This window comes from Winogradskyella sp. Asnod2-B02-A (genome assembly GCF_045063645.1).
Lineage (GTDB): Bacteria > Bacteroidota > Bacteroidia > Flavobacteriales > Flavobacteriaceae > Winogradskyella.
Map to the genome: position 1 here is coordinate 727097 of NZ_JBEFOG010000026.1, position 22195 is coordinate 749291.

23 protein-coding genes are annotated in these 22195 nt (G+C 31.8%); 13 read left to right on the forward strand and 10 right to left on the reverse strand.

The window, feature by feature from the left end; translation table 11 throughout:
* Nucleotide 1 precedes the first annotated feature (1 nt).
* From ACJJVO_RS06655 to ACJJVO_RS06665, 3 genes are all read right to left on the reverse strand, one after another.
* Entirely contained in the window at nt 2–580 is a 579-nt protein-coding gene (locus ACJJVO_RS06655; protein WP_405571997.1) for a DUF1573 domain-containing protein, read from the reverse strand.
* Between the two features lie 197 nt (nt 581–777).
* Nucleotides 778–1689: a transcription antitermination factor NusB gene (nusB, locus tag ACJJVO_RS06660; RefSeq protein WP_405571999.1), complete on the reverse strand. Its 912-nt coding sequence runs from the start codon at nt 1687–1689 to the stop codon at nt 778–780.
* 139 nt (nt 1690–1828) lie between these two features.
* On the reverse strand, nt 1829–2932 hold the full coding sequence (locus ACJJVO_RS06665) for a Glu/Leu/Phe/Val dehydrogenase (protein ID WP_405572002.1): 1104 nt from the start codon (nt 2930–2932) through the stop codon (nt 1829–1831).
* A 131-nt stretch (nt 2933–3063) separates the two neighbouring features.
* On the opposite strand from ACJJVO_RS06665, the gene ACJJVO_RS06670 reads away from it, so the two are divergent.
* Together ACJJVO_RS06670 and ACJJVO_RS06675 are read left to right on the forward strand one after the other, a co-directional pair.
* The gene (locus ACJJVO_RS06670; RefSeq protein ID WP_405572004.1) at nt 3064–4818 is read left to right on the forward strand and encodes an ABC transporter ATP-binding protein; all 1755 of its coding nucleotides are present in this window, start codon (nt 3064–3066) and stop codon (nt 4816–4818) included.
* Between the two features lie 64 nt (nt 4819–4882).
* Complete coding sequence (locus tag ACJJVO_RS06675; protein ID WP_405572009.1) at nt 4883–5272, forward strand: PUR family DNA/RNA-binding protein; 390 nt, start codon at nt 4883–4885, stop codon at nt 5270–5272.
* Between the two features lie 140 nt (nt 5273–5412).
* On the opposite strand, the gene ACJJVO_RS06680 is transcribed toward ACJJVO_RS06675, so the two are convergent.
* Nucleotides 5413–5748 carry a tRNA-binding protein gene (locus ACJJVO_RS06680; RefSeq protein ID WP_405572012.1) on the reverse strand — a complete coding sequence of 112 codons (336 nt, stop codon included), beginning with the start codon at nt 5746–5748 and terminating at the stop codon, nt 5413–5415.
* 30 nt (nt 5749–5778) lie between these two features.
* Here ACJJVO_RS06680 and ACJJVO_RS06685 point away from each other — a divergent pair, with 30 nt between their 5' ends.
* Nucleotides 5779–6339 carry a thioredoxin family protein gene (locus ACJJVO_RS06685; RefSeq protein WP_405572013.1) on the forward strand — a complete coding sequence of 187 codons (561 nt, stop codon included), beginning with the start codon at nt 5779–5781 and terminating at the stop codon, nt 6337–6339.
* A gap of 48 nt (nt 6340–6387) precedes the next feature.
* On the opposite strand, the gene ACJJVO_RS06690 is transcribed toward ACJJVO_RS06685, so the two are convergent.
* A complete protein-coding gene (locus ACJJVO_RS06690; RefSeq protein WP_405572015.1) occupies nt 6388–7392 on the reverse strand; it encodes a sugar kinase in 1005 nt (334 codons plus the stop codon).
* A gap of 226 nt (nt 7393–7618) precedes the next feature.
* Here ACJJVO_RS06690 and ACJJVO_RS06695 point away from each other — a divergent pair, with 226 nt between their 5' ends.
* Nucleotides 7619–8146, forward strand: coding sequence for a GNAT family N-acetyltransferase (locus ACJJVO_RS06695; protein WP_405572016.1), 528 nt, complete (start codon nt 7619–7621; stop codon nt 8144–8146).
* A gap of 73 nt (nt 8147–8219) precedes the next feature.
* Here the strand turns inward: ACJJVO_RS06695 and ACJJVO_RS06700 are convergent, their stop codons facing one another.
* From ACJJVO_RS06700 to ACJJVO_RS06710, 3 genes are all read right to left on the reverse strand, one after another.
* Nucleotides 8220–8951, reverse strand: a complete 732-nt coding sequence (locus tag ACJJVO_RS06700) for an energy transducer TonB (protein WP_405572018.1) — start codon at nt 8949–8951, stop codon at nt 8220–8222.
* 91 nt (nt 8952–9042) lie between these two features.
* Nucleotides 9043–11193: a TonB-dependent receptor gene (locus ACJJVO_RS06705; protein ID WP_405572020.1), complete on the reverse strand. Its 2151-nt coding sequence runs from the start codon at nt 11191–11193 to the stop codon at nt 9043–9045.
* A gap of 177 nt (nt 11194–11370) precedes the next feature.
* Nucleotides 11371–12642 (reverse strand): NAD(P)/FAD-dependent oxidoreductase, encoded by a 1272-nt coding sequence (locus ACJJVO_RS06710; protein ID WP_405572022.1) that lies wholly within the window; start codon nt 12640–12642, stop codon nt 11371–11373.
* Nucleotides 12643–12778: 136 nt separating this feature from the next.
* Between ACJJVO_RS06710 and ACJJVO_RS06715 the strand changes: the two genes are divergently transcribed.
* The gene (locus ACJJVO_RS06715) at nt 12779–13273 is read left to right on the forward strand and encodes an RNA polymerase sigma factor (protein ID WP_405572023.1); all 495 of its coding nucleotides are present in this window, start codon (nt 12779–12781) and stop codon (nt 13271–13273) included.
* A gap of 4 nt (nt 13274–13277) precedes the next feature.
* Complete coding sequence (locus ACJJVO_RS06720) at nt 13278–13910, forward strand: hypothetical protein (protein WP_405572026.1); 633 nt, start codon at nt 13278–13280, stop codon at nt 13908–13910.
* Nucleotides 13911–13970: 60 nt separating this feature from the next.
* Here ACJJVO_RS06720 and ACJJVO_RS06725 read toward each other — a convergent pair whose 3' ends face one another.
* Nucleotides 13971–14771 (reverse strand): lysophospholipid acyltransferase family protein, encoded by an 801-nt coding sequence (locus ACJJVO_RS06725; RefSeq protein ID WP_405572028.1) that lies wholly within the window; start codon nt 14769–14771, stop codon nt 13971–13973.
* A gap of 48 nt (nt 14772–14819) precedes the next feature.
* The gene (locus tag ACJJVO_RS06730) at nt 14820–15464 is read right to left on the reverse strand and encodes an NUDIX hydrolase (RefSeq protein ID WP_405572030.1); all 645 of its coding nucleotides are present in this window, start codon (nt 15462–15464) and stop codon (nt 14820–14822) included.
* A gap of 2 nt (nt 15465–15466) precedes the next feature.
* Between ACJJVO_RS06730 and ACJJVO_RS06735 the strand changes: the two genes are divergently transcribed.
* From ACJJVO_RS06735 to ACJJVO_RS06765, 7 genes are all read left to right on the forward strand, one after another.
* A complete protein-coding gene (locus tag ACJJVO_RS06735) occupies nt 15467–16180 on the forward strand; it encodes a peptidylprolyl isomerase (protein ID WP_405572033.1) in 714 nt (237 codons plus the stop codon).
* Nucleotides 16181–16382: 202 nt separating this feature from the next.
* Complete coding sequence (locus ACJJVO_RS06740) at nt 16383–18527, forward strand: M3 family metallopeptidase (protein ID WP_405572035.1); 2145 nt, start codon at nt 16383–16385, stop codon at nt 18525–18527.
* Nucleotides 18528–18691: 164 nt separating this feature from the next.
* Nucleotides 18692–19069 carry a DUF4844 domain-containing protein gene (locus tag ACJJVO_RS06745; protein WP_405572038.1) on the forward strand — a complete coding sequence of 126 codons (378 nt, stop codon included), beginning with the start codon at nt 18692–18694 and terminating at the stop codon, nt 19067–19069.
* 1 nt (nt 19070) lies between these two features.
* Nucleotides 19071–19214, forward strand: a complete 144-nt coding sequence (locus ACJJVO_RS06750) for a hypothetical protein (RefSeq protein ID WP_405572040.1) — start codon at nt 19071–19073, stop codon at nt 19212–19214.
* 158 nt (nt 19215–19372) lie between these two features.
* Nucleotides 19373–20086, forward strand: a complete 714-nt coding sequence (locus tag ACJJVO_RS06755; RefSeq protein WP_405572042.1) for a hypothetical protein — start codon at nt 19373–19375, stop codon at nt 20084–20086.
* Nucleotides 20087–20580: 494 nt separating this feature from the next.
* Nucleotides 20581–21462, forward strand: coding sequence for an FRG domain-containing protein (locus ACJJVO_RS06760; RefSeq protein WP_405572045.1), 882 nt, complete (start codon nt 20581–20583; stop codon nt 21460–21462).
* A 183-nt stretch (nt 21463–21645) separates the two neighbouring features.
* Entirely contained in the window at nt 21646–21993 is a 348-nt protein-coding gene (locus ACJJVO_RS06765; protein ID WP_405572047.1) for a hypothetical protein, read from the forward strand.
* Nucleotides 21994–22195: the final 202 nt, after the last annotated feature.

The window sequence follows — 22195 nt, forward strand, 5'->3', positions numbered from 1 at the left end:
ATTAATCGTGGTTATGACCTTCATGTCCTGGTTGTGTAGAAGACTTTCTTGCAGCACCATTATTAGTAGATAAAGGATTAACTGCCGCAGCACCTGCTTTTTGAGTTGGCGCAGCAGCTTTAACTGGAGCATTTGGATCTTTCTCTACAAAAGCAGAAATTTTAACAACTTCTGTTCCTTTCTCAGTGTTAGTAGTCATTGTAACTGATTTAGTTACTTTGTTACCGTTTCCTTTTCCGTTAAACTTAACTGCAAACTCTCCTGTTTCACCTGGAGCAACTTCTTTTGTCCAGTTAGAAGGAACTGTACAACCACAAGTACTCTTAATGTTACTTACAACCAACATAGAGTTACCTGTATTTGTGTATTTGAAAACTGTTTCTACTGGAGTTCCATTTTCAATAGTTCCAAAATCGTGCTCAGTTTTATCAAAAGCTACCATTGGAAAATCACCTGCATTTGCATCTCTTTCTGCTGCAACTGCGATATTTTCTGATTTAATTTTGCTAGCAGCATCTTCTTTACAAGATGTAAAAGCTACCATACATAATGCACTAAGTCCTAAAATTACTTTTTTCATTACTATTATTTTTTTGTTAAAGTTTGTTTAAGTTGCCGAAGTTAATGATTATTTCTACGAATTAAAATTTTTAGCCCTTTGTTAACAATTATTTGTAAGAAACAACTTTCTTGATAATCACTTTTAAAGCTATTTAATTAAAATTCAGAAAATTTATAGTTTAACAGATTATTAGAGGTGATTAAAACCCCAACCTATTACATTAATCCTCTTCCGGCTTTAAGATGAATACTTTCTGCCTGATATTCTTTAACTATTTTATCTAAAATACCATTTATAAAAAGACTACTTTTTGGTGTAGAATACTCTTTGGCTACTTCTAGATATTCATTTATAGTTACCTTATAAGGTATTGACGGAAACTTTTGAAATTCGCATAATGCCATTTTAAGCAATACACCATCTAAACTAGCTAAACGTTCTGAGTCCCAATTGGTAGTTTTCTTCCCTATCTCTTCTCCAAACTTAGAACTATTTAAAAACGTTTTTTTGAATAATTCTATAGCAAATTCCTTATCATCTTCATCTTTATACAAGTCTGGCAATAAAGCCGTTTCTGGCGATGTTAATTTTAACTTACGTAACACTTTTAAGATGGCAGTATTTACTACAGGTATATCATCTACCCAAGTTAGTTTTTTATCTTCAAAATAATCGTACAGCTTATTATTTGGTGCAATGATTTCTGTAAAAATTGCGATAATAAATTGCTTATCTTTTTTAAAGTTAGTTTCAACCTCGTTGGTGTAATCTGTGTATAAATCGCTTTTCAAAATAGCTTTAAACATAATATCTACATATTCAAAATCTAAATCCCAATAATTTAGTTTTCTATTAGATATAGCCTCTTGCAACATAGTATTGCTACTAATAATATGAAGTAATTGATTTTCTTGAAACTTTAAACTTAAATTTTTATCAGCTTCAGATTTCACCAATTTATTTTGAAGTTTATGGTTATGATCCTTACTTTTCTTATGTATTTCAGTAAGTAAAGCTAACAGCGCTAAGTATAAATCATACATGCTATCTAAACTGTGAAGCAAAAACTTTTGTTCTTTTATTAAATCATCACTTTCGGTACCTTTAAAAGCATACATAGATTGCATAACTTTTATTCTGATGTGTCTTCGGTTTAGCATGTGTAAGAACTCACTTTAATTTTAGTTATTAAAAAAGGTGAACCTTATTATGATTCACCTTGCAAAAGTACTATTATTTAATTTTTATTTCAGAATTAAATTCAGTCTATTTTAAATTTTCTCGTTTTCTAGTTTCAATACGTTCTCTAGCAACATTTAATGCCGCATTATGAGTTGTAAGATTATTTACTTTAGCATTGTCTAAAATCTCGAGTGTTGTATTGTAAATGTTCTCCGTTTTACGCATTATTTCTTGTCTATCATAATTCTCTAATTCGGCATAAACATTGATAATTCCACCAGCATTAATTAAAAAATCTGGCGCATAAACGATACCACGTTCTTGTAATATCTTACCGTGTTTACTCTCTTCTGCTAATTGATTGTTTGCAGCACCTGCAATAATCTTAGCTTTAATTTTATAGATTGTATCATCGTTAATTGTTGCACCCAAAGCACAAGGAGCATAGATGTCCATAGCTTCACTATAAATATCGTTACCACCATAAATAGTTGCACCATATTTAGAACGTACTTCTTCTAAACGATCTTGGCTAATATCTGCAATAGTAACATTAGCACCTTCGTTAACTAAATGTTCTACTAAAGCTTCACCAACATTTCCTATACCTTGAACAAATACATTTTTGTCTTCTAATATTTCCGAACCATATTGAAACTTTGCTGCTGCTTTCATTCCCATAAAAACACCATAAGCCGTAATTGGAGAAGGATTACCTGCACCACCTTTACTTTCAGAAATACCAGTAACATATGGAGTTACTTCTCTTACTGTGTCCATATCTTCTGTAGTCATTCCAACATCTTCAGCCGTGATATAACGACCACTTAAAGAATGTACAAACTCACCAAAACGTCTCATTAACTCTGGAGTTTTTTGAGTTTTAGCATCACCAATGATAACGGCTTTACCACCACCAAGGTTTAACCCTGTAATGGCAGATTTAAAAGTCATTCCACGAGACAAACGTAATACGTCATTAAGTGCTTCCCATTCGTTAACGTAGTTCCACATTCTAGTACCACCTAAAGCTGGTCCTAAAACTGTGTTATGAATACCAATTATAGCTTTTAAACCAGTATCTTTGTCATTGCAAAAAACAATTTGCTCATGATCATCAAAAGAATGTTGACCAAAAACTGGATCCATTTTTTTTAGCTCTTTTGATGTTATAATTTCTGAAGTCATGTAAGTTAAATTTTAGGGTGCTTTAGGATATTTTAAAATCAGCATGCAAAAATAAATTATAATTAGAGCATTAGCAAAATATTAACTATAAAATACGATTATCGTAATACTTTTGTCCTACCAAATACAAAATGAAAGCACTAAAACACCTCAATAAATACTTTTACAAATATAGATATCGGTTACTAATTGGTATTGTTATTACCATTATAGCTAAGATATTTGCATTATTTACTCCTAGATTAGTTGGAGCTTCAATTAATATTGTCTCAAATCGTTTAGATGGTAAAATTTCTGAAGCTATTTTTAGAAGCGACTTAACTATTAACATCTTATACCTTATAGGTGCAGCTGTTATTGCTGGCATATTTACGTTTTTAATGCGACAAACCATTATCAATGTCTCACGTCATGTTGAATTTGATCTTAAAAATGAAATTTATAAACATTACCAAGTACTGTCCTTAAACTTTTATAAATCTAATAGAACTGGTGATTTAATGAACCGCATAAGTGAAGATGTCGGTAAGGTAAGAATGTATGTTGGTCCGGCAATAATGTATACCATAAATACCATTACATTATTTGCGGTTGCTTTAATTTATATGATTGATAGATCGCCAACATTAACATTATACACATTACTACCATTGCCTATTTTATCGGTTGCCATTTATAAATTAAGCCGATTAATAAATAAGCGGAGTACTATTGTGCAACAATCACTCTCTACACTTTCTACTTATTCTCAAGAAACCTTTAGTGGTATTTCTGTTATTAAATCTTATGGTATTGAGCCAAGAACAAATGTAGAATTCGAAAAACTATCTGCAGAAAACCGTCAGAAACAAATAAACCTCACCAAGGTGCAAGCCTTATTTTTTCCGATGATGATTTTATTAATTGGACTTAGCACAATTATAGTAACTTATATTGGTGGAAATCTTTATATAAATGGCGAAATTGAAGAAATAGGCACCATTGCAGAATTCTTAATCTATGTAACTATGCTTACTTGGCCAGTGGCAACGGTTGGTTGGGTCACTTCATTGGTACAACAAGCTGAAGCATCACAAGAACGCATCAACGAATTTTTAAATACTGAGCCAGAAATTAAAAATACAGCAAAAGAATTGACTCCAATTAAAGGTGATATTGAATTTAAAAATGTCTCTTTTGTATATCCTGACACTAATATTGAAGCCTTAAATAATGTTAGTTTTACTTTAAAATCTGGACAAACCTTAGCTATTTTAGGAAAAACAGGTTCAGGGAAATCTACCATCTTAGATCTCATTGGCCGACTGTATGATATTGATAAAGGTTCAATTTTAATTGATAATACTGAAATTTCAGACCTTAATCTTTTTAGTCTTAGAGAAAGTATTGGTTATGTACCACAAGATGCCTTTTTGTTTTCCGATTCTATAAAGAATAACATTAAATTTGGTAAAGAAGATGCTACAGATGAAGAAGTTATAGAAGCTGCAAAGAATGCACTTGTGCATAAAAACATTATTGGTTTTAATAAAGGCTATGACACTATTTTGGGAGAACGAGGCATTACACTATCTGGAGGACAAAAGCAACGTGTATCTATAGCCAGAGCTATTATTAAAAAACCAAATATTTTATTATTTGATGATTGTTTATCTGCTGTAGATACTGAAACAGAAGAAAAGATTCTTAAAAACCTTATAAAACTCACTAAAGATAAAACAACAATCATTGTGAGTCATCGAGTATCTTCAGCTAAGAATGCAGATAAAATAATAGTCTTAGAAGACGGAAAAATTATAGAAACCGGTAATCATGAAAGTCTTATCAATTCCGATGGTTATTACAGAGAATTATATACCAAACAACTCTCAGAAAAAGAAATGTAATAATTTGTTGGTTAGGTTACTTTTTTTTTAGATTTTTGGATTGAAATTAAAAAAAGACTGAGTTATGAGTGATTATGAAACGATGGACAAAGAAGAAATATATTCTAAAGTATTACGTGCTGGAAGAAGAACTTATTTTTTTGATGTTAGAGCTACAAAAGCTGGTGATTATTATTTAACGGTTACGGAAAGTAAAAAATTCACTAATGACGATGGTTCATTCCATTATAAAAAGCACAAAATCTACCTTTACAAAGAAGATTTTACTGAATTTAAAGAGATATTAGCTGAAATGACTGATTATATCATTAATGAAAAAGGTCAAGAAGTTATTAGCGAACGTCACCAAAGAGACTTTAAGCGTGAAGATGATTTTGTAGCGAAAGAAGCAAAAACTCCAGAAGATACAACAACTACAGAAAGTTTTACTGATATCAGTTTCGATGATATCTAGAATTTTCTTCAAATAAACTATAACTAATAAGTCGTCTGAAAATTATTTTTTAGACGACTTTTCTTTTTTAAAGTGTTTAAATGCAATACGTAAATATTGAGGTCAGAATTTGATTGCTTGGATAATTTACAAGAATTACATTAAGAAACCACTACTCCATTCTTTGTCTTTGTCTCTGGATGTAACAAGTAAACATCATCTGCTTTAACTGCTCCAACGACTAAACACTCACTCATAAAATTGGCAATTTGTTTTTTAGGAAAATTAACTACAGCTACAATTTGACGCTTTAGTAAATCTTCCTTTTGATATTGCGTAGTAATTTGGGCTGAAGATTTTTTAATCCCTAAATCACCAAAGTCTATAGTAAGTTGATATGCAGGACGATGTGCGTTAGGAAAATCTTTTACGTCTATAATTGTTCCAATACGTAAATCTACCTTTGTAAAGTCTTCATAAGTTATTATCTTATCCATTCAATAAAATTAATAAAAAACTATAATAAAATGGCTCGTACAGAATCAAATATGTTAGCACTTGGCACAAAAGCACCAGATTTTAACCTCATCGATACTGTTGATAACACAAAAAAATCACTTCAAGAACTTAAAGGCACAACAGCAACTTTAGTAATGTTTATTTGCAATCATTGTCCGTTTGTAATTCATGTAAATGCACAACTATCTCAGTTGGCAAAAGATTACATTTCAAAAGGTATTAATTGTATTGCTATTTCTAGTAATGACATCGAAAATTATCCACAAGACGGACCCGATTTAATGAAACAAAACGCTATTGATAATGATTATATTTTCCCTTATTTATACGATCAAACTCAAAATGTAGCCAAAGCTTATGATGCGGCTTGTACACCAGATTTTTTCTTGTTTAATGACCAATTAAAATTGGTTTACACTGGGCAGTTAGATGATTCAAGACCAGGAAACAATCAACCTGTTACAGGAAAAGGTTTAAGAGCTGCTATGGATGCTTTAATTCATAAAGAAACTGTAAATCCAAACCAAAAACCAAGTATGGGTTGCGGCATTAAATGGAAGAAAAATTAAAGTACAGTGCGTTCTTTTCTTTTAAAAATGATTCTCTAATTCTTAACCTTATCTTATAAAACGACCAGAAATATTACCTTCTATAATTTTAACAACATCATCAACATTACTGTGATTAACATCACCTTCATAAGTATGTTTTAAAGCACACGCTGCACTTGCAAATAGCATAGCTTTATAATCACCATAATGTTGTAGACCGTGAATTAAGCCTGCTGCAAACGCATCTCCAGTTCCTATTCTATCTACAATATGTGTAATATCTAAATCTTCAGTTTCTCTAAATTCACTACCATTCCACATTCTAGCTCTAATCTTATGCCAAGAGGCATTTAAAGCTGTTCTTATTTTATCAAATACTTTTTCAATTGTTGGAAATGTCTCCATAAGTTGTTGACTCGCCTTTATAAAATCTTCATTAGAATAATTATAATTGGTACCTAGAACTTCATTTATTTCATTAATACCACCAATAAACACGGTAGAATAATGTAATAATTCAATTAAAGCTGGTTTTGCATCTTGTCCATATGTCCATAAACCACTTCTATATGTTGGATCCGCAGAAACAGTTATTCCCTTTTCTCTAGCTAGTTTTAAACCCTCTTTTAAAGTATCATAAGCTCCTTGTGATAATGCAGGTGTTATACCTGTCCAATGCATCCAATTTCCTTTTCTTAAAGCCTTATCCCAATCTACCATAGAAGGTATAATTTGCGAAAAAGAAGAATGCGATCTGTTATATGAAATTTTACTTGGTCTCATAACAGCTCCTACCTCTAAAAAATACACTCCTAAAGGTCTTTTAGAACGTACAATGGAACTGGTACTAACACCAAATTTTCTGATATATGAAATGGCTGTATCTCCAATAAAATCCTCAGAAACGGCACTAATATGTTTTACACTCCCACCAAAGTTGGCAATTGAAATACTAACATTCAATTCTGTGCCTCCAAAATAGAATTCAACATTATTAGATTGCATAAAAGTTTTATTGCCTCTTGGCGAAATACGCAACAAAACCTCTCCGAATGTTATAATCTGTTTCATGTATTTTTATTTATTGTTTATAAAAGATCACATGTTACATCCATGTTATTATTCTGATGTGTATCAAAATTTAGAAGTGGATGTTTCATTTAAATATCTATTTAGCTTACATTAATATTTAATTCAAAAATAATACTGCGATAAAAGATACAGACTTAAATTTACTTAAATAAATTTATTGTATTTTTTGTCTAAAAAAATTACAAAAACACTAATACACATCTTTATGACTTTTAAAAATATTGAAACCAAACGTTTAATCCTAAGGCCAATTACTGTAGCTGACACAAAAGATTTCTTTGAATTAGATTCTAATCCTAATGTTCATATTTATCTTGGTAATAAGCCTATAAAAACCATAGAAGAATCTGAAGCTATGGTTGCAAATATTTTAGAACAATATGAGACTAATGGTCTAGGACGTTTAGCTATTATTGAGAAATCAACTCAAGCATTTATTGGCTGGGCTGGCCTTAAATATGAAGAAAACCTTAGAAAAGAATTTAAATATTATGATGTTGGTTACAGACTAAAAGAAAATTTCTGGGGAAAAGGGTATGCTACGGAAGCCGCTTTAGCATCATTAAATTATGGTTTTAAAGATTTAAAGCTAAATGAAATTGGTGCGGCTGCAGATGTTAACCATATTGCATCTAACACTATTTTGAAAAAAATTGGTATGCAACATTTAGGCCATTTTACATTTGAAGGAGAGTTATGTAATTGGTATAATTTAAAAAATCCTTATCTGTAAAAACAACAAAATCCCTTTTCAGGGATTCTGTTATCTTCAGTAAGATAGTTATTAAGATTAAAAGTAATTAGGCTTATTGTGTTTGTAACTTAAAGTTAATTGGAATACTATAAGGAACACCTACATTTCTGTCTCGTTGTCTACCTGGTTCCATTTTAGGTAACAGGTTTATAATTCGTTCTGCTTCGGTTTCTAAAAGTTGATCTGGACCTCTACTTTTTACTTTAGATACATTTCCATATTTATCGATTAGAAAAAACACAAATACTCTTCCTTGTATACTTAAATCTGCTGCTGCATCTGGATATCTAAAGTTTTTTTGTAAATGCTCTTGAATTTTTCTTTCAAAACATGCTTTTAACTCATTATTATCACCAGAACATCCAGGAAACCGAGGTACTTTTTCAATCACTGCAAAAGGAACTTCTATATCTTCTTCTACCTCAACAACCTCTACATCTTCTACACCAACTTCACGATCGTCAATAATATCATCTTGTCCAATCTCTGTACTTTCTATTACACTTTCTTCAACATCTTCTACATCTTCAACAATTGTAATCACTTCAGTTACCACTTGCTTTTGTGGAGGTGGTGGAGGTGGCATCACATCTATTGTTGTGATTGGTATGTCTTCATCCATAAGATCATCTATCATTAAGATATCAATCTTTGTCGCTTCTGTTTCGTAAGTCTTATGTTCTAATCCTAAATATGTAAGGAGTAACATTACGTTTAAGCCAACAGCAAAATATAAACTGCTGTTTCGACCTACATTGGCTTTTGGGTTTTTTTTGAGTTCCATGACGTTTAATTTTATAGTATAAAGTTACTCAACATCACACTAAAAAATTATGATATTAATCATGTTTGCCTAATAGACAATATTTTAACACCTATAAGTTATCTAACTGATTATCATTACCATCTTCACTAATTGTCCAAAAGAAACCTACAAAAAAGAACTGATCTGCTGCTGGTGTTAATGCACGTCTATTAAATTGACCATTAAAATCTGGAGTATCTGCATATTGATAACCATTTACGTTTTTAAGCCCCAAAACATTATTCACAGAAAAATAAAGTATTTTTTGTGGACTAAGTAAATAAGCCCAATTAACACTTAAACTGTTAAAAGATTTAGTACGCTCACTTAAAAACTTATCTGTATTTGGATCTGTATATGGACGGCCTGATGAAAAACCATACGATACGCCTAATTGACTTTTCCAACGATCTATCCAATATTTACCAACTATAGATATATTATGGTTAGTTGCATAACTTGGTTGTGCTGATGCTTCAAAATTTCTGTAATCACGTTCCGTATCCAAATACGAATAGCTTAACCAATAATCTACATTTTTAATACTTGTATTATCTCTCCAAAACATATCGAAACCTTGTGCATAACCATCACCTGAAGAATTAAAATCGCTATCAAAACTTTCAAACTGTGAATCAAATTTCACCAAGTTATCGTAATCCTTTCTATAGACCTCTGCTCTAAAAATTTTACCATTATTTACATGCTGATAATTTAATATATAGTGAGAAGTTTGTTCTGCTTTTACATCTTGATTAAACTTTAAAACTGAGCTATTAGGATTTTGAAAAAAGTTACCATAAGCCAATGAAAATTGCCCATTCTTAGAACTCTTGTATGCTATTGCTGCTCTTGGAGCAATATCTGTTGTACTAAAAATAGAACTGTAGTCTGCTCTTACTCCTACTTTTAAAGCTAGTTTTTTAGAAAAAATTAAATCTGCTTCAGCAAATGCTGCCGTAATATTATTTGTGTAGCCATAGGTTTCGTCAATGGTTTCATCTTTATAATTTTCTTTAAAATCAGTGATAAATTGTTCTGCTCCAAAACTCAGTTTAAACCTGCTATTAAAACGTTTTCTTAATTTTAACTTCACATGTGCTGAATTTTCAATATCATTAATAGCACTAGTTTGTATGCCTAAATCCGTATCTGCAAACGTATAACTCAATCCTGTTTGTGTACTCCATCCATTACCTAAACTACCTTTATAAGATGTGTTTAAATAAAAGTTATTGTTATTTAATTTATAATCTAAGCCATCTTCTAGGTTGATATCTTCTTGAGTTAATTCAAATTTAGAAGTATCAAATGCAGCGTAGAATTTCAACATACCATTATTTAGTTTTTGTCTAAAAACAGTTTCGCCTTGTGCTCCTTGGTATGGTTTCTCCCAGTCGTTTCTATCTTCAAAAACTTCTAAATAAGGAGTCAAATTAATATATGATACATTAAAACTTAATGAAGATTTCTCCCATTTCTGAGTATTTCCAAGCGCAGCACCTACCGTCATTATACCGATATCCGTTTTTTCTTGATCTGGTTCATCTATAGTATTTAAAAGTAATACACTCGATAAGGCTTGACCAAATTCTGAAGAATAACCTCCTGTTGAAAACGTTATACCATCAAATAAAAATGGAGAATAACGTCCACGAGTTGGCATATTGTTAGCTGTTGGTGTGTATGGCGTAAACACTCTTATACCATCAATAAATATTTGGGTTTCATCTGCGCTTCCTCCTCTAACAAATAAACGACCATCTTCTGCAACATTAGAAGTTCCTGGTAAGGTTTGTAGTGCACCAACAAAATCGCCTAAAGCACTCGCTGTAGTAACAACGTCTAAGGGTTTTAAAACAGATACTTTACTATTATCACTAGCTTCAAAAGTTCCGGCACTGATAACTACAGCATCTAATGATTCTACATTTTCTCTTAATTTAATAAGAAGGTTGTTCATTTTTGAAACATCGTCAATGATGGTTTTTGTTTCAAAGGATAGAAAAGAAATAACTAATGTTTGTGTCCCTTTTTCTTCAGTAGTGAAATTGAATTTACCTTCGTCGTTAGTGGTTGCACCATCATAAGTGCCATCTAAATATACATTGGCACCAAATATAGGTTGATTTTTGTGGTCTACTACTTTACCTGAAACGTTGTTTTGTGTATAGGAAATGGTAGTAATTAAAATAATAACAATTGTAATGAGATTTTTCATGGTTTGGTTGATGAATAAAAGTTCGTTTTTTGATGAGACAAACTTCTAACATTTTTAAGCCAACAAAAATTCAATTTACCTGAACTGTTTAATTTTAATGACGAATTGATTTTTTTGAATATAAAAACACCTATATAAATGAACCAATCATTATTCCGGTAACAGAAAATGTCGCAGTTACTTCTTAAAAGGTCTAATAATAAGACGTGCTGCTTTATCAAAATTAATATAATTGTATGTCCAATTGAACAACACAATCACACGATTCCTAAAGCCAACTAAAGACATTAAGTGCACAAACATCCAAATAAACCATGCAAAAAAGCCACCAAACTTATAATGTTTTAAATCTACAACGGCTTTATTTCTCCCTATTGTTGCCATAGACCCTTTATCTCTATATGTAAAAGGTTTCATGGGTTTATTATCTATTAATCTTAACAAATTCTTCCCTAATAATTTACCTTGCTGTATAGCAGGCTGAGCGACTTGTGGATGTCCTTTTGGATAGTCTTCTGATGCCATTAGCGCAATGTCTCCAACCGCAAAAATATTAGTATGTCCTTCTATTTGATTAAACTCATTGACCTTATAACGGTTGGCTCCTTGTATTAAGGCTTCTGCTTTTAAACCTTGAATTGGAGCACCTGTAACACCTGCTGCCCAAATTAGGGTTTCAGATTCTAATTTTAATTCAGAATTAGTGGTTACCGTTGTACCATCATAATGCTTAACAAAAGTGTTACAATGCACTTTTACACCTAATTTCTCTAAAAAGTTCGCTGCTTTTTTTGAGGCATGCTCACTCATAGGTGGCAGTACTCGATCTGCACCTTCTAATAAGTGAATATGCATATCATTTGGATTTAAATCGCGATAATCTCTTGGTAAAATATTGTTTTTTAATTCTGCAATGGCACCTGATAATTCCACACCTGTTGGTCCCGCTCCAACGATAACAAAATTAAGATAAGCTTCTCGCTCTTCTTCTGTATCTGCAATGGCTGCCTTTTCAAAATTCTGTAAAATAAGACTTCTTATATCTAGTGCTTGTGGCACTGTTTTCATTGGCATACTATTAGATTGAATAGCCTTATTACCAAAGTAGTTTGTTTTTGTTCCGGTAGCAATAATTAAATAATCGTAAGATAAATGCCCAATTGAGGTAATGATCTCCTTATTTTCTGGTAGGATTTGCTCTACTTGTGCTAAACGAAAAAAAGACGTCTTGTGCTTTTTTATAATCTTTCTTAATGGGTAAGCAATAGAATCTGGTTCTAATCCAGCACTAGATACTTGATATAGTAAAGGCTGAAACGTGTGGTAATTACGTTTGTCAATTAAGACCACCTGAACATTTCTATTAGCGAAAGCTTTGACCATATTAACACCTGCAAAGCCACCACCTATAATGACAACTCTTGGTAAGTTAGATTGTGGGATATTCATAAAATACTACTTGAAAATATAGGTGTAAAAATACGAATTATAGCAGTAAAAACGATGCATTAAAACAATAGTTGAATAAATTTGTAACAAAAGTGAAACTCTTACTACTAATTAAGTAACTAACCAATTTTATCAGTTGAACAAAGAACTAGAACATAGTTTTGTAGAACAGTTGCAAAAGCATCAAAATATTGTGCATAAGGTATGTCGCTTATACACTAATAATGTTGATGCACATAACGATCTGTTTCAAGAAATCACCATACAATTATGGAAAGCTTTTCCGAAATTTAGAGGTGATGCTAAATTTAGCACTTGGATGTACAGGGTAGGTTTGAATACTGCAATTACGTTATACAGAAAATCGAAAAGACGCATAGATACGCAGGCATTTGACTCGGTTGAGTTTAAAATTAAATCGGAAGAATATGACGATACGGAAGAGCAACAGCTAAAGCTTTTATACCAAGCCGTACATCAATTAAATGATATTGAAAAAGCGTTAGTTTTCTTGTATTTAGAAGACAAAGATTACAGAGAAATTAGTAAAACTTTAGGCATCACTGAAGTTAATGCACGTGTTAAAATGAACCGTGTTAAAAAGAAATTAAAAACCATACTAAATCCGTAAAATTATGGATGAATTAGAATTATTAAAGAAAGATTGGAATAAGTCCAATGACCAATATAAATCATTTTCGGATAGCGATATTTATAAGATGAGCCATAAAAAATCGTCAACTATTGTTAAAACACTATTTTACATTAGTTTGGCAGAGTTGGTCTTTTGGATATGTATCAATTTTCTACCGTTTGTACTTTCAGACAAAATGAAAGCACATTTAGAAGAAATGAGTCATAGTTGGATATATATAGGATTTAATATTCTAAGCTATGCAGTTATTGTTTTATTTATTTATCTACTATGGAATGCGCACAAATCCATTTCAGTTACGGATAATGCAAAAAAATTAATGGAAAGTATTCTAAAAACAAGAAAAATCATTAAATATTATGTGCTTTACAATTTATTAATTGCATTAATTAGCATTCCTATTTCGCTTTACTTTAGTATTAATGAGCATCCTGAAATTTCAGAAAAATTAAGTACTGCCTCATCAACACAATTAGCGATGATTCTTTTAATTACAACCTTAGTCACAGCCGTTTTTTTAACCTTAATCTGGTTATTCTATAAATTAATTTATGGCATATTAATTAAACGTCTTAACGCTAATTATAATGAACTAAAGAAATTAGAAGTATAATACAAAACAATAAGCCAGCAATATAATTGCTGGCTTATTACTTAAAACTAATATTGAAAATTACATATCACGTAATTCTCTATTTAAACGTTCATTTTCTTCAAGTACATCTTGCGGAATCACTTTTAAGAATGAAGGGTGTTGCTCAATAGCATACTCTATCTTTTCAACAATATCTGCAATAGACTCATTCTCGTAATCAATATCTAAAGGTTCTTTAATTTCAAAAGATTGAAAAATATTTTTCTTTTTAATACGAAGTCCTTTTTTATCAAACGAACGTCTAAAACCATCAATAACAATTGGTACTACTATTGGTTGGTACTTTTTTATAATATGAGCCGTTCCTTTTCTAATGGGCTTAAAAGGTGTGGTGGTCCCTTGCGGAAATGTTACTACCCAACCATCATCTAAAGCTGTTTTTATCATTGTGATATCACTCATCTTAACTTGGCGATTAATATCTTTTCCTTCAGAACGCCAAGTACGTTCAATACTAATTGAACCTGTATAAGCAAATATTTTTGGCAATAAACCAGATTTCATGGTTTCCTTTGCTGCAACATAATACATGTTTAATTTAGGATTCCATAAATAACCCACATTTTTTATATTATCTAATCGTCCACTTAAACTCGCATTAAATACGTGAAACATGGCAATAACATCTGCAAAATAAGTTTGATGATTAGAGATAAACAATACGTTGGTATCTGGTAGGTTTTTTATAATATCTGAACCTTCAATCTGTAAATCATTAAAACCTCTAAAGCGTCTATGTGTAGCAACACCAAGTATTCTAATGAGCCATTTTTTAACCCAAAGTATATGTCCAAAAGGATTTCGTTTAAATAATCCCATAGTAAATTTTCAATTTTTATCAATTACAAATGTAACCAATATGTTAAATTATAAAACCTGTTTTAACAAGTCTTTTATTTCGCCAAGCATCATAGCTGTTGCTCCCCAAACAATATGACCGTTTAATTTAAAAGCTGGTACATCTACTTCAACATTAAAAGAGGTTGGCACTCTTGCAGTTAACACATTGGTGTCGCATAAAAAATCATTTAACTTTACTTCTATGATAGCGTCTACTTCTTCATCTTGTTTTGAAAAAATTAAACTTTTTTGTGAAATACCTACAAAAGGATGCACCATAAAATTACTTGGCGGTATATAAATAGGCGACATTCTTTTCAAAACTTCAAAATCTTCTTTTAAAATACCTATTTCTTCTTCGGTTTCCCTTATAGCCGTTTGCATTATGTCGTTATTGTCATCATCTTCATATTTCCCTCCAGGAAAGCCAACTTGAGCAGAATGTACTCCTTTATATGTATTACGAAGAATAAGAACCAAAGTGGTTTCATGTTTAGTATTTGGATAAAACAAAGCCATAACACCAGCTTGTCTCGCAGATTTAGACTTTGCTTTCATCTTTTCAGCCAAGTCTAACCGATATGGAGGAGACATTTTAGCATGAGAGTGTTCGCCTGAAAGCTCAAGATGTTTTATTTTTACTACTGATTCTAAAAACGTACTAAATAGCATTTATGAGATTTCAATTATTGTTTCCAATAGTTATAGGAATAGGATTACTACTTCTGAATTGTGAAGATAAGAAAACTTCAAAAAAAACTGATACTACTATAGTAAAAGATTCTACTATTTCTAAACCTGAAAACAAGCCTAAAAAAACTTTAAAACCAGAATATCCAAGACTTACGGATAACAATGCTATGGAATTCTTTTTAGAGTACGAAAAAGAAAACAAGGAAAATAAAGCAAGGATTACAACGGATTTTGGCATTATAGAAATTCAGTTGTATGATAAAACAAAATTCCATAGAGCTAATTTTGTTTACCTTACTAAGCGCAATTATTTTGAAGGCACACAGTTTTACAGAGTTGTAAAAGATTTTGTGATTCAAGGAGGCAGTAGTGATGATTATAACTTAGCTAAAAAGCGACAAAAAATTGGTAAGTACTTATTACCACCAGATACCAAAAGAGGTTACACCCACAAACGTGGAGCTGTTTCTATGCCAAGTAGCGAAATTGAAAGTGCTTATAAGCTAGCTTCTCCTTTTCAATTTTTTATTATTCAACGAGAAGGTGGTGCACAATATTTAGATGGAGATTATACCGTTTTCGGTGAAGTAACATTAGGAATGGATGTGGTAGATAAAATTAATTCTGTAAAAACGGATGATGGAGATTGGCCTTTGCAAAATGTGTATATAAGAAAGGTAGAGTTAATAGATTGATTATAAATCTAAAATAAAAACACATAATTATTACTGCATTTTCAGACTATAAAATTAGTATCAAAACTATTTACCTTATTATGCTATCCATAACAACCAATGTTGAAGAATTATAAATTATTTAAGAAACTTGAGGTCTATTTTAAGTATCTTGTTTCCTTTATACAATTCAAACAATTTTAAATACGAAAAACTCACATCCATGATATCTAAATCTATTAAAGCCACTTTTATATGTAGCCTTATTTTACTAACAAGCTGCAAAGAAGAAGCCAAACAAACACCCCAAACAGCAATGAGTGATAACGTATTAATCCAAAAATGGACAGGACCTTACGAAGGTGTACCTGCTTTTGATAAAATGTCTGTAGATGACATAAAATCTGCCTTAGAAGAAGCGATGAAGCTCAACCTTGAAGAGATTGAAGCTATAGCAAATAATCCTGAAGTAGCGACTTTTGAAAACACCATTGTTGCCATGGAAAGTGCAGGTAAACCATTAAAGCGTGTATTTGCTTATTATGGCATAATGGGAAGCAATGTCTCAACTCCAGAGTTTAGAGCCATACAATCTGAGTTAGCACCAAAACTTTCAGATTTTAGATCTCAAATTTCTCAAAATGAGAAATTATTTCAGCGTATTAAAACGGTTTACGATGCCTCTCAAAAGACATCATTAGAACCTCAAGCGCAACGTGTGGTAGATTTAACCTACAAGCAATTTGAAATGAATGGTGCCAATCTAGATGCCGAAAAGAAAAAACGTTATGCCGAAATCAATAAAGAACTTTCTACCTTATACACCGATTTTGCAAATAATGTTTTGCACGATGAAGAAAACTATATTACCTATTTAAACGAAGACCAATTGGGTGGTTTGGCAGATGGTTTTATAAAATCGGCAGCAAAAATAGCAACAGATAAAGGTGAAGACGGAAAATATGCCATTACCAACACACGCTCATCAATAGATCCGTTTCTTACCTACTCTACCGAACGTGAATTACGAAAACAAGTTTGGACCAATTACTACTCTAGAGGAGACAATGGGGACAACTTTGATAACAACGAAATTATAGCCGAAATTTTAAGGTTACGTAAAGAACGTGTTGGTTTAATGGGTTATAAGAATTTTGCCGAATGGAGATTGCAAGATCGTATGGCAAAAACACCAGAAAATGCCATGGATTTAATGATGGCAGTTTGGCCAGCTGCAACTGCAAGAGTAAAAGAAGAAGTTGCCGATATGCAAACGGTTGCTAATGATCTTGGAGACAAAATAACCATTGAACCTTGGGATTATAGATATTATGCTGAGAAAGTTCGTAAGAAAAAATACGATTTAGATAGTGATGAAGTTAAACAATATTTACAATTAGATAAACTAACGGAAGCGATGTTTTTTACAGCTGGCGAATTGTTTAATTATAAATTCACACCAGTTGCAGAAGGCTCAGTGCCAGTATTTCATGAGGATGTAAAAGTTTGGGAAGTCACAGATAAAAATTCTGGTAAAAATATTGGTTTATGGTATTTAGATCCTTATGCACGTCAAGGCAAGCGTTCTGGTGCTTGGGCAACCACTTATAGAAGTTCAGATTCCTTTGAAGGTAAAACTAATGTTTTAGCCTCTAACAACTCTAACTTTGTAAAACCAGCTCCAGGAGAAGCTGTTTTGATTTCTTGGGATGATGCCACTACGTTTTTTCATGAGTTTGGCCATGCACTTCACTTCTTTTCAGCAGATGTAAAATATCCAACTTTAAATGGAGGGGTTAGAGATTATACAGAATTTCAATCGCAACTATTAGAACGTTGGTTATCTACAGATAAAGTGATTAACCAATTTTTAGTACATTATAAAACGGGCGAGCCTATTCCAGCTAGTTTAGTTGAAAAAATAAAGAAGGCCTCTACATTTAATCAAGGTTTTGGAACCACAGAATATTTGGCCTCTGCTTTAATAGACATGAAATTGCACTTAGCAGACCCAACAGATATTGATATTGATAAATTTGAGCGTGAAACGCTTGACGAATTAGGCATGCCAAAAGAATTACCAATGCGTCACAGAACGCCTCAATTTGGACATGTATTTTCTGGAGAAGGTTATGCAACAGCTTATTATGGTTATATGTGGGCAGATGTATTAACAAGTGATGCATCTGAAGCCTTTAGAGAAGCCCAAGGCGGTTTTTATGACAAAGAAGTTGCCGATAAATTAGTGAAATATTTATTTGCGCCACGTAATGCAATGGATCCTGCTGAGGCATACAGAAAATTTAGAGGACGCGATGCTAAGATTGAAGCTTTAATGAAGGATCGTGGGTTTCCCGTCTCAGAATAAAGTTAATAGCAACAAAAAACTGTTGTTATCCCGAAATTTCAGGGGATTATCGACTATTTTTGTTTTGATATAACCAGTTGGCAACAATTTGAGAAATGACGAAATACATCAAAATATTAGTTCTGTTTTTAACTTTATCTGCTTGCGGACAAAATGTAACCGAAATGAAAACACCTGAAAATGCGAATGAAAAGTTTATAGAGTTTCTCGCAAAGACAAAATTCGTAGAAGAAAATTTTTATCCTGGAATTGCGGACGAAAAAATGCGACCAGTTTTTACGAAAAAAATAAATCAAATCGGAAATGATTTTAAAACTGTTGCGGAATCGGAAAAACCAACTGATAAAAAATATCAAGAAAAAATCGAAATTGGACTTTCTAGGTTTGCGAAAATTTATCTAGAATTAGATACTGAAGACCGAGAAAGAGTTTGCACATATATTGAGGAATTAATGGATATTGTGGAATTGGAAAGTTCGAATGGACATTTAAATAAATTTATGTACGGATTTGACCCAAACGAGATAAAAAAGGAGAATTAAAATGTCTAATAAAAGAAAAGGTCAATTAACAACGGACTCTGAATGGAGAAAGCATTTGAGAAAAATTGGAAAACGTTTCTTTTGGAAAGGCGAACGTTTTGCCGAAAAGAGAATGATTAATAAAGAATTAACACGGAAAGAATAAAAACTGTTGCCAACACCGTGTATAATTAATTGCTTGTTTTAAGCCTACTTACGAACATTCCTGCGGAATATTCTATCTGTGATTTATTTGCTAACTTAGTTCCTTAAATCACGCAACTAATCATACACAATCACGTTGTATGCAATTAAAAACCACATATGAATAAAGACAAGAAAATTAATATCATTAATACGCTAATAAGCGACATTGATGAAGGTCACTTTGATGCACATGATTGGCTCGCTAAAGCAAATAATTTCCTGAATAAAATATTTTCTGATTCAAATACTCGAATTCATCAACTGAAATCAGTTATGTCAAGACCAAAATATATGTTCAGTGGCTATAATGTCGAGGAGGTCAAAATAGTATGGAAAAAAATGTTGCAATCTTATGTTGATGAATTAGAACTTGATGAAGATGATGAGCAACTTGAATCAAATGATATTGTTAAAAAAGACAATTCACCTTTGAATAATGGAGATGAATTTATTGATATTTCAAGAATAACAGAGCTGAAATCAATTAAATCCGATAAGTTTGATTTATCCAAATTAATCAAATTATGTGAGGAAATTAATTCAAATTATAGCGCTCAAAACTACTATAGCGTAGCACTTTTAGGAAGAGCTATAATTGACCATGTACCACCAATATTTGGACATGAAAAGTTTAATCAAGTTGCAGCTCAACATGGTGGGAAAAGCATAAAAACAATCTTCAATAAGTTAAATGATATATTACGTAGCATTGCAGACCATCACATACACCAAATAATTCGTAATAAAGAGGTTCACCCAAATAAAGCCCAAATTGATTTCAAGGTTGAGTTAGATAAATTACTGGCAGAAATAATTCAAATTCTTGGATAGAAACAACAGCATACAACAACGTTTATAATTAATGGCTGGTTCTCGCCTACTTACGAAAATCCTCGCGGATTTTCTATTCGGTTTGTATTTGCTAAATTAATAGCTGAAACACGCCACTAATCATACACAAACACGTTAGCAACAATACGTGCCAAGCGACTTTTGGTCAATTTTTGCAATTTGAAAGGCAATCTCAAATTTTAGTTTATAATCTGTTAACTTTTAGCTCGAAAATCTTTTTCTTGGAGAACTAAACGCACAAAGGTCGTTGACATCTCTACAAACGTTTCTTGATGTCCCAAAACAATTTTTCGGCATTTTTTTGAGCCTTTTAAGTACTCAATCTTTGTTTGTTAATCCNTACCTGAGCTTACGATTTAAGAACAGACCTAGTTCAAACTATTTTTTTGCCTTCTAAACGGCTAAAAAAAATCTTTTGAACGTGATAATATTAACAAAAAAAGGTCAACCTATATCAGTATAATACACAACCAATGAACTATTATCAAATTTCGGAATATATAAACAAGAAATATCTCAAACCATTAGAAAGTTCTGAATTAAATAATTTAGCTGACTTTCAAACCTTCCACGATGAATTAATAAAAATAAATGTGGAATTAATTGCAAAGGGTTTTCCGGTAATGCCACATTACAGAGGAGAACAAAATTATGGCTGGGATATATTCCCTGGAATATTTAGACCACCATTCTCAAAAGAAATTGATTTAAGTAAGGCTCGTGAAATTGAAAAAAATGGAGCTGAAATTTTTAAGAAAAAGGTAACTGAAAAATATGGGGAAAATCAATTATTTAAACATAGTAAAGAACCTTATGGAAAAGATTGGGACTTACTATTTCAAGCTCAACACGCAGGAGTTAAAACCAATTTAATTGATTTATCCACTTCGAGCTTAAGTTCTGCTTATTTTCTATCAGAGCCTTCGGATAAGCACGAAAATTCAGATGGTCAGTTTTGGGGTTTGCTTGTACCTCACGACTTTATCCTCAATGAAACGTCTGATTACGAAAAATCACTTTACCCTAATTTCAATCCATATGAATTAGATTCATCTTTTGTTTGTAATGTACCAACTTATATCGATGATATTGACCAAAGAACTTATCAATTTAGATTGTTTAGACAACACGGTCGACTTTTTGCGTCAAGCAACTCGGACATAGATATACCTTTGAACAAAAAAGATTTTTGGAAAAATATGATAGTAAGAGTCAGAGTCAAGGCTGAAGCAAAAAAAATAATATTTGGAGAACTAAAGGCTCGTGGAATAGATAAAGAAAGATTAATTCTGTCTCAAAACGATGATGTGACTAAATTTATTGACGGAATAAATAACGAAATGAAAAAACTGTAGCTAACATCGTATATAATTTATTGCTAGTTCTAGCCTACTTACGAAAACCCTCGCGGATTTTCTATTCGGTTTTTATTTGCTAACTTAGTTCCTCAATCACGCAACAAACCATATACAAAACCGTTGTATGTAATGTGAGCAACGAACTCAAAAAAACAATTTGAACAATAAAATAAAAAATTTATGAAGAAATTATTTATTACTGCAAGTCTGATTTTAGCATTTGGAATGAATTGCTATTCTCAAAATGAAGTTAAGACTGAAAATGAATTTACTTACTCTTGTGACGAAATGGTAAAACAAAATCTCGAGAAGGAAACAATTACTCTTATTGGAAATGCGAATCTGAAAACCAGTGTGTTTGAATTTGAGAATGCGGACAAAATCGTACTGAATAAAAAAACTCAAGAAATATATGTAATTGGAGGTTATAAAGTTCATCTCAATGGAGGAACAATAACTCAAAAACCTAACTCGGAAAAGAAATGGTTAAGGTATAAAATTGGAGAAAATGTAGCTTATGTAGAATAAAAACACTACATACAACACCGTGTATAATTAATTGATTCATTGAGCCTACTTGCGAATATTCCTGCGGAATAGTACACCTGTCTTTTATTTACTAAAGAAGTCACCAAACCACCTAACTAACTCAATCACAAACTTGCTAACTACAATATAAAGGATGTAGAAATAAACAATCCTTTGTTTTTAGGAAATATAAAATATTCTT

Bases quoted from the DNA above. Each gene is read 5' to 3' on its own strand.
- ACJJVO_RS06680 (WP_405572012.1), bottom strand. From the start codon at position 5,748: ATGGATAAGATAATAACTTATGAAGACTTTACAAAGGTAGATTTACGT.
- ACJJVO_RS06675 (WP_405572009.1), top strand. From the start codon at position 4,883: ATGAGTGATTATGAAACGATGGACAAAGAAGAAATATATTCTAAAGTA.
- ACJJVO_RS06720 (WP_405572026.1), top strand. From the start codon at position 13,278: ATGGATGAATTAGAATTATTAAAGAAAGATTGGAATAAGTCCAATGAC.
- ACJJVO_RS06700 (WP_405572018.1), bottom strand. From the start codon at position 8,951: ATGGAACTCAAAAAAAACCCAAAAGCCAATGTAGGTCGAAACAGCAGT.
- ACJJVO_RS06695 (WP_405572016.1), top strand. From the start codon at position 7,619: ATGACTTTTAAAAATATTGAAACCAAACGTTTAATCCTAAGGCCAATT.
- ACJJVO_RS06690 (WP_405572015.1), bottom strand. From the start codon at position 7,392: ATGAAACAGATTATAACATTCGGAGAGGTTTTGTTGCGTATTTCGCCA.
- ACJJVO_RS06740 (WP_405572035.1), top strand. From the start codon at position 16,383: ATGATATCTAAATCTATTAAAGCCACTTTTATATGTAGCCTTATTTTA.
- ACJJVO_RS06755 (WP_405572042.1), top strand. From the start codon at position 19,373: ATGAATAAAGACAAGAAAATTAATATCATTAATACGCTAATAAGCGAC.
- ACJJVO_RS06735 (WP_405572033.1), top strand. From the start codon at position 15,467: ATGAGATTTCAATTATTGTTTCCAATAGTTATAGGAATAGGATTACTA.
- ACJJVO_RS06710 (WP_405572022.1), bottom strand. From the start codon at position 12,642: ATGAATATCCCACAATCTAACTTACCAAGAGTTGTCATTATAGGTGGT.
- nusB (WP_405571999.1), bottom strand. From the start codon at position 1,689: ATGCAATCTATGTATGCTTTTAAAGGTACCGAAAGTGATGATTTAATA.
- ACJJVO_RS06670 (WP_405572004.1), top strand. From the start codon at position 3,064: ATGAAAGCACTAAAACACCTCAATAAATACTTTTACAAATATAGATAT.
- ACJJVO_RS06745 (WP_405572038.1), top strand. From the start codon at position 18,692: ATGAAAACACCTGAAAATGCGAATGAAAAGTTTATAGAGTTTCTCGCA.
- ACJJVO_RS06765 (WP_405572047.1), top strand. From the start codon at position 21,646: ATGAAGAAATTATTTATTACTGCAAGTCTGATTTTAGCATTTGGAATG.
- ACJJVO_RS06655 (WP_405571997.1), bottom strand. From the start codon at position 580: ATGAAAAAAGTAATTTTAGGACTTAGTGCATTATGTATGGTAGCTTTT.
- ACJJVO_RS06685 (WP_405572013.1), top strand. From the start codon at position 5,779: ATGGCTCGTACAGAATCAAATATGTTAGCACTTGGCACAAAAGCACCA.
- ACJJVO_RS06750 (WP_405572040.1), top strand. From the start codon at position 19,071: ATGTCTAATAAAAGAAAAGGTCAATTAACAACGGACTCTGAATGGAGA.
- ACJJVO_RS06705 (WP_405572020.1), bottom strand. From the start codon at position 11,193: ATGAAAAATCTCATTACAATTGTTATTATTTTAATTACTACCATTTCC.
- ACJJVO_RS06665 (WP_405572002.1), bottom strand. From the start codon at position 2,932: ATGACTTCAGAAATTATAACATCAAAAGAGCTAAAAAAAATGGATCCA.
- ACJJVO_RS06760 (WP_405572045.1), top strand. From the start codon at position 20,581: ATGAACTATTATCAAATTTCGGAATATATAAACAAGAAATATCTCAAA.
- ACJJVO_RS06730 (WP_405572030.1), bottom strand. From the start codon at position 15,464: ATGCTATTTAGTACGTTTTTAGAATCAGTAGTAAAAATAAAACATCTT.
- ACJJVO_RS06725 (WP_405572028.1), bottom strand. From the start codon at position 14,771: ATGGGATTATTTAAACGAAATCCTTTTGGACATATACTTTGGGTTAAA.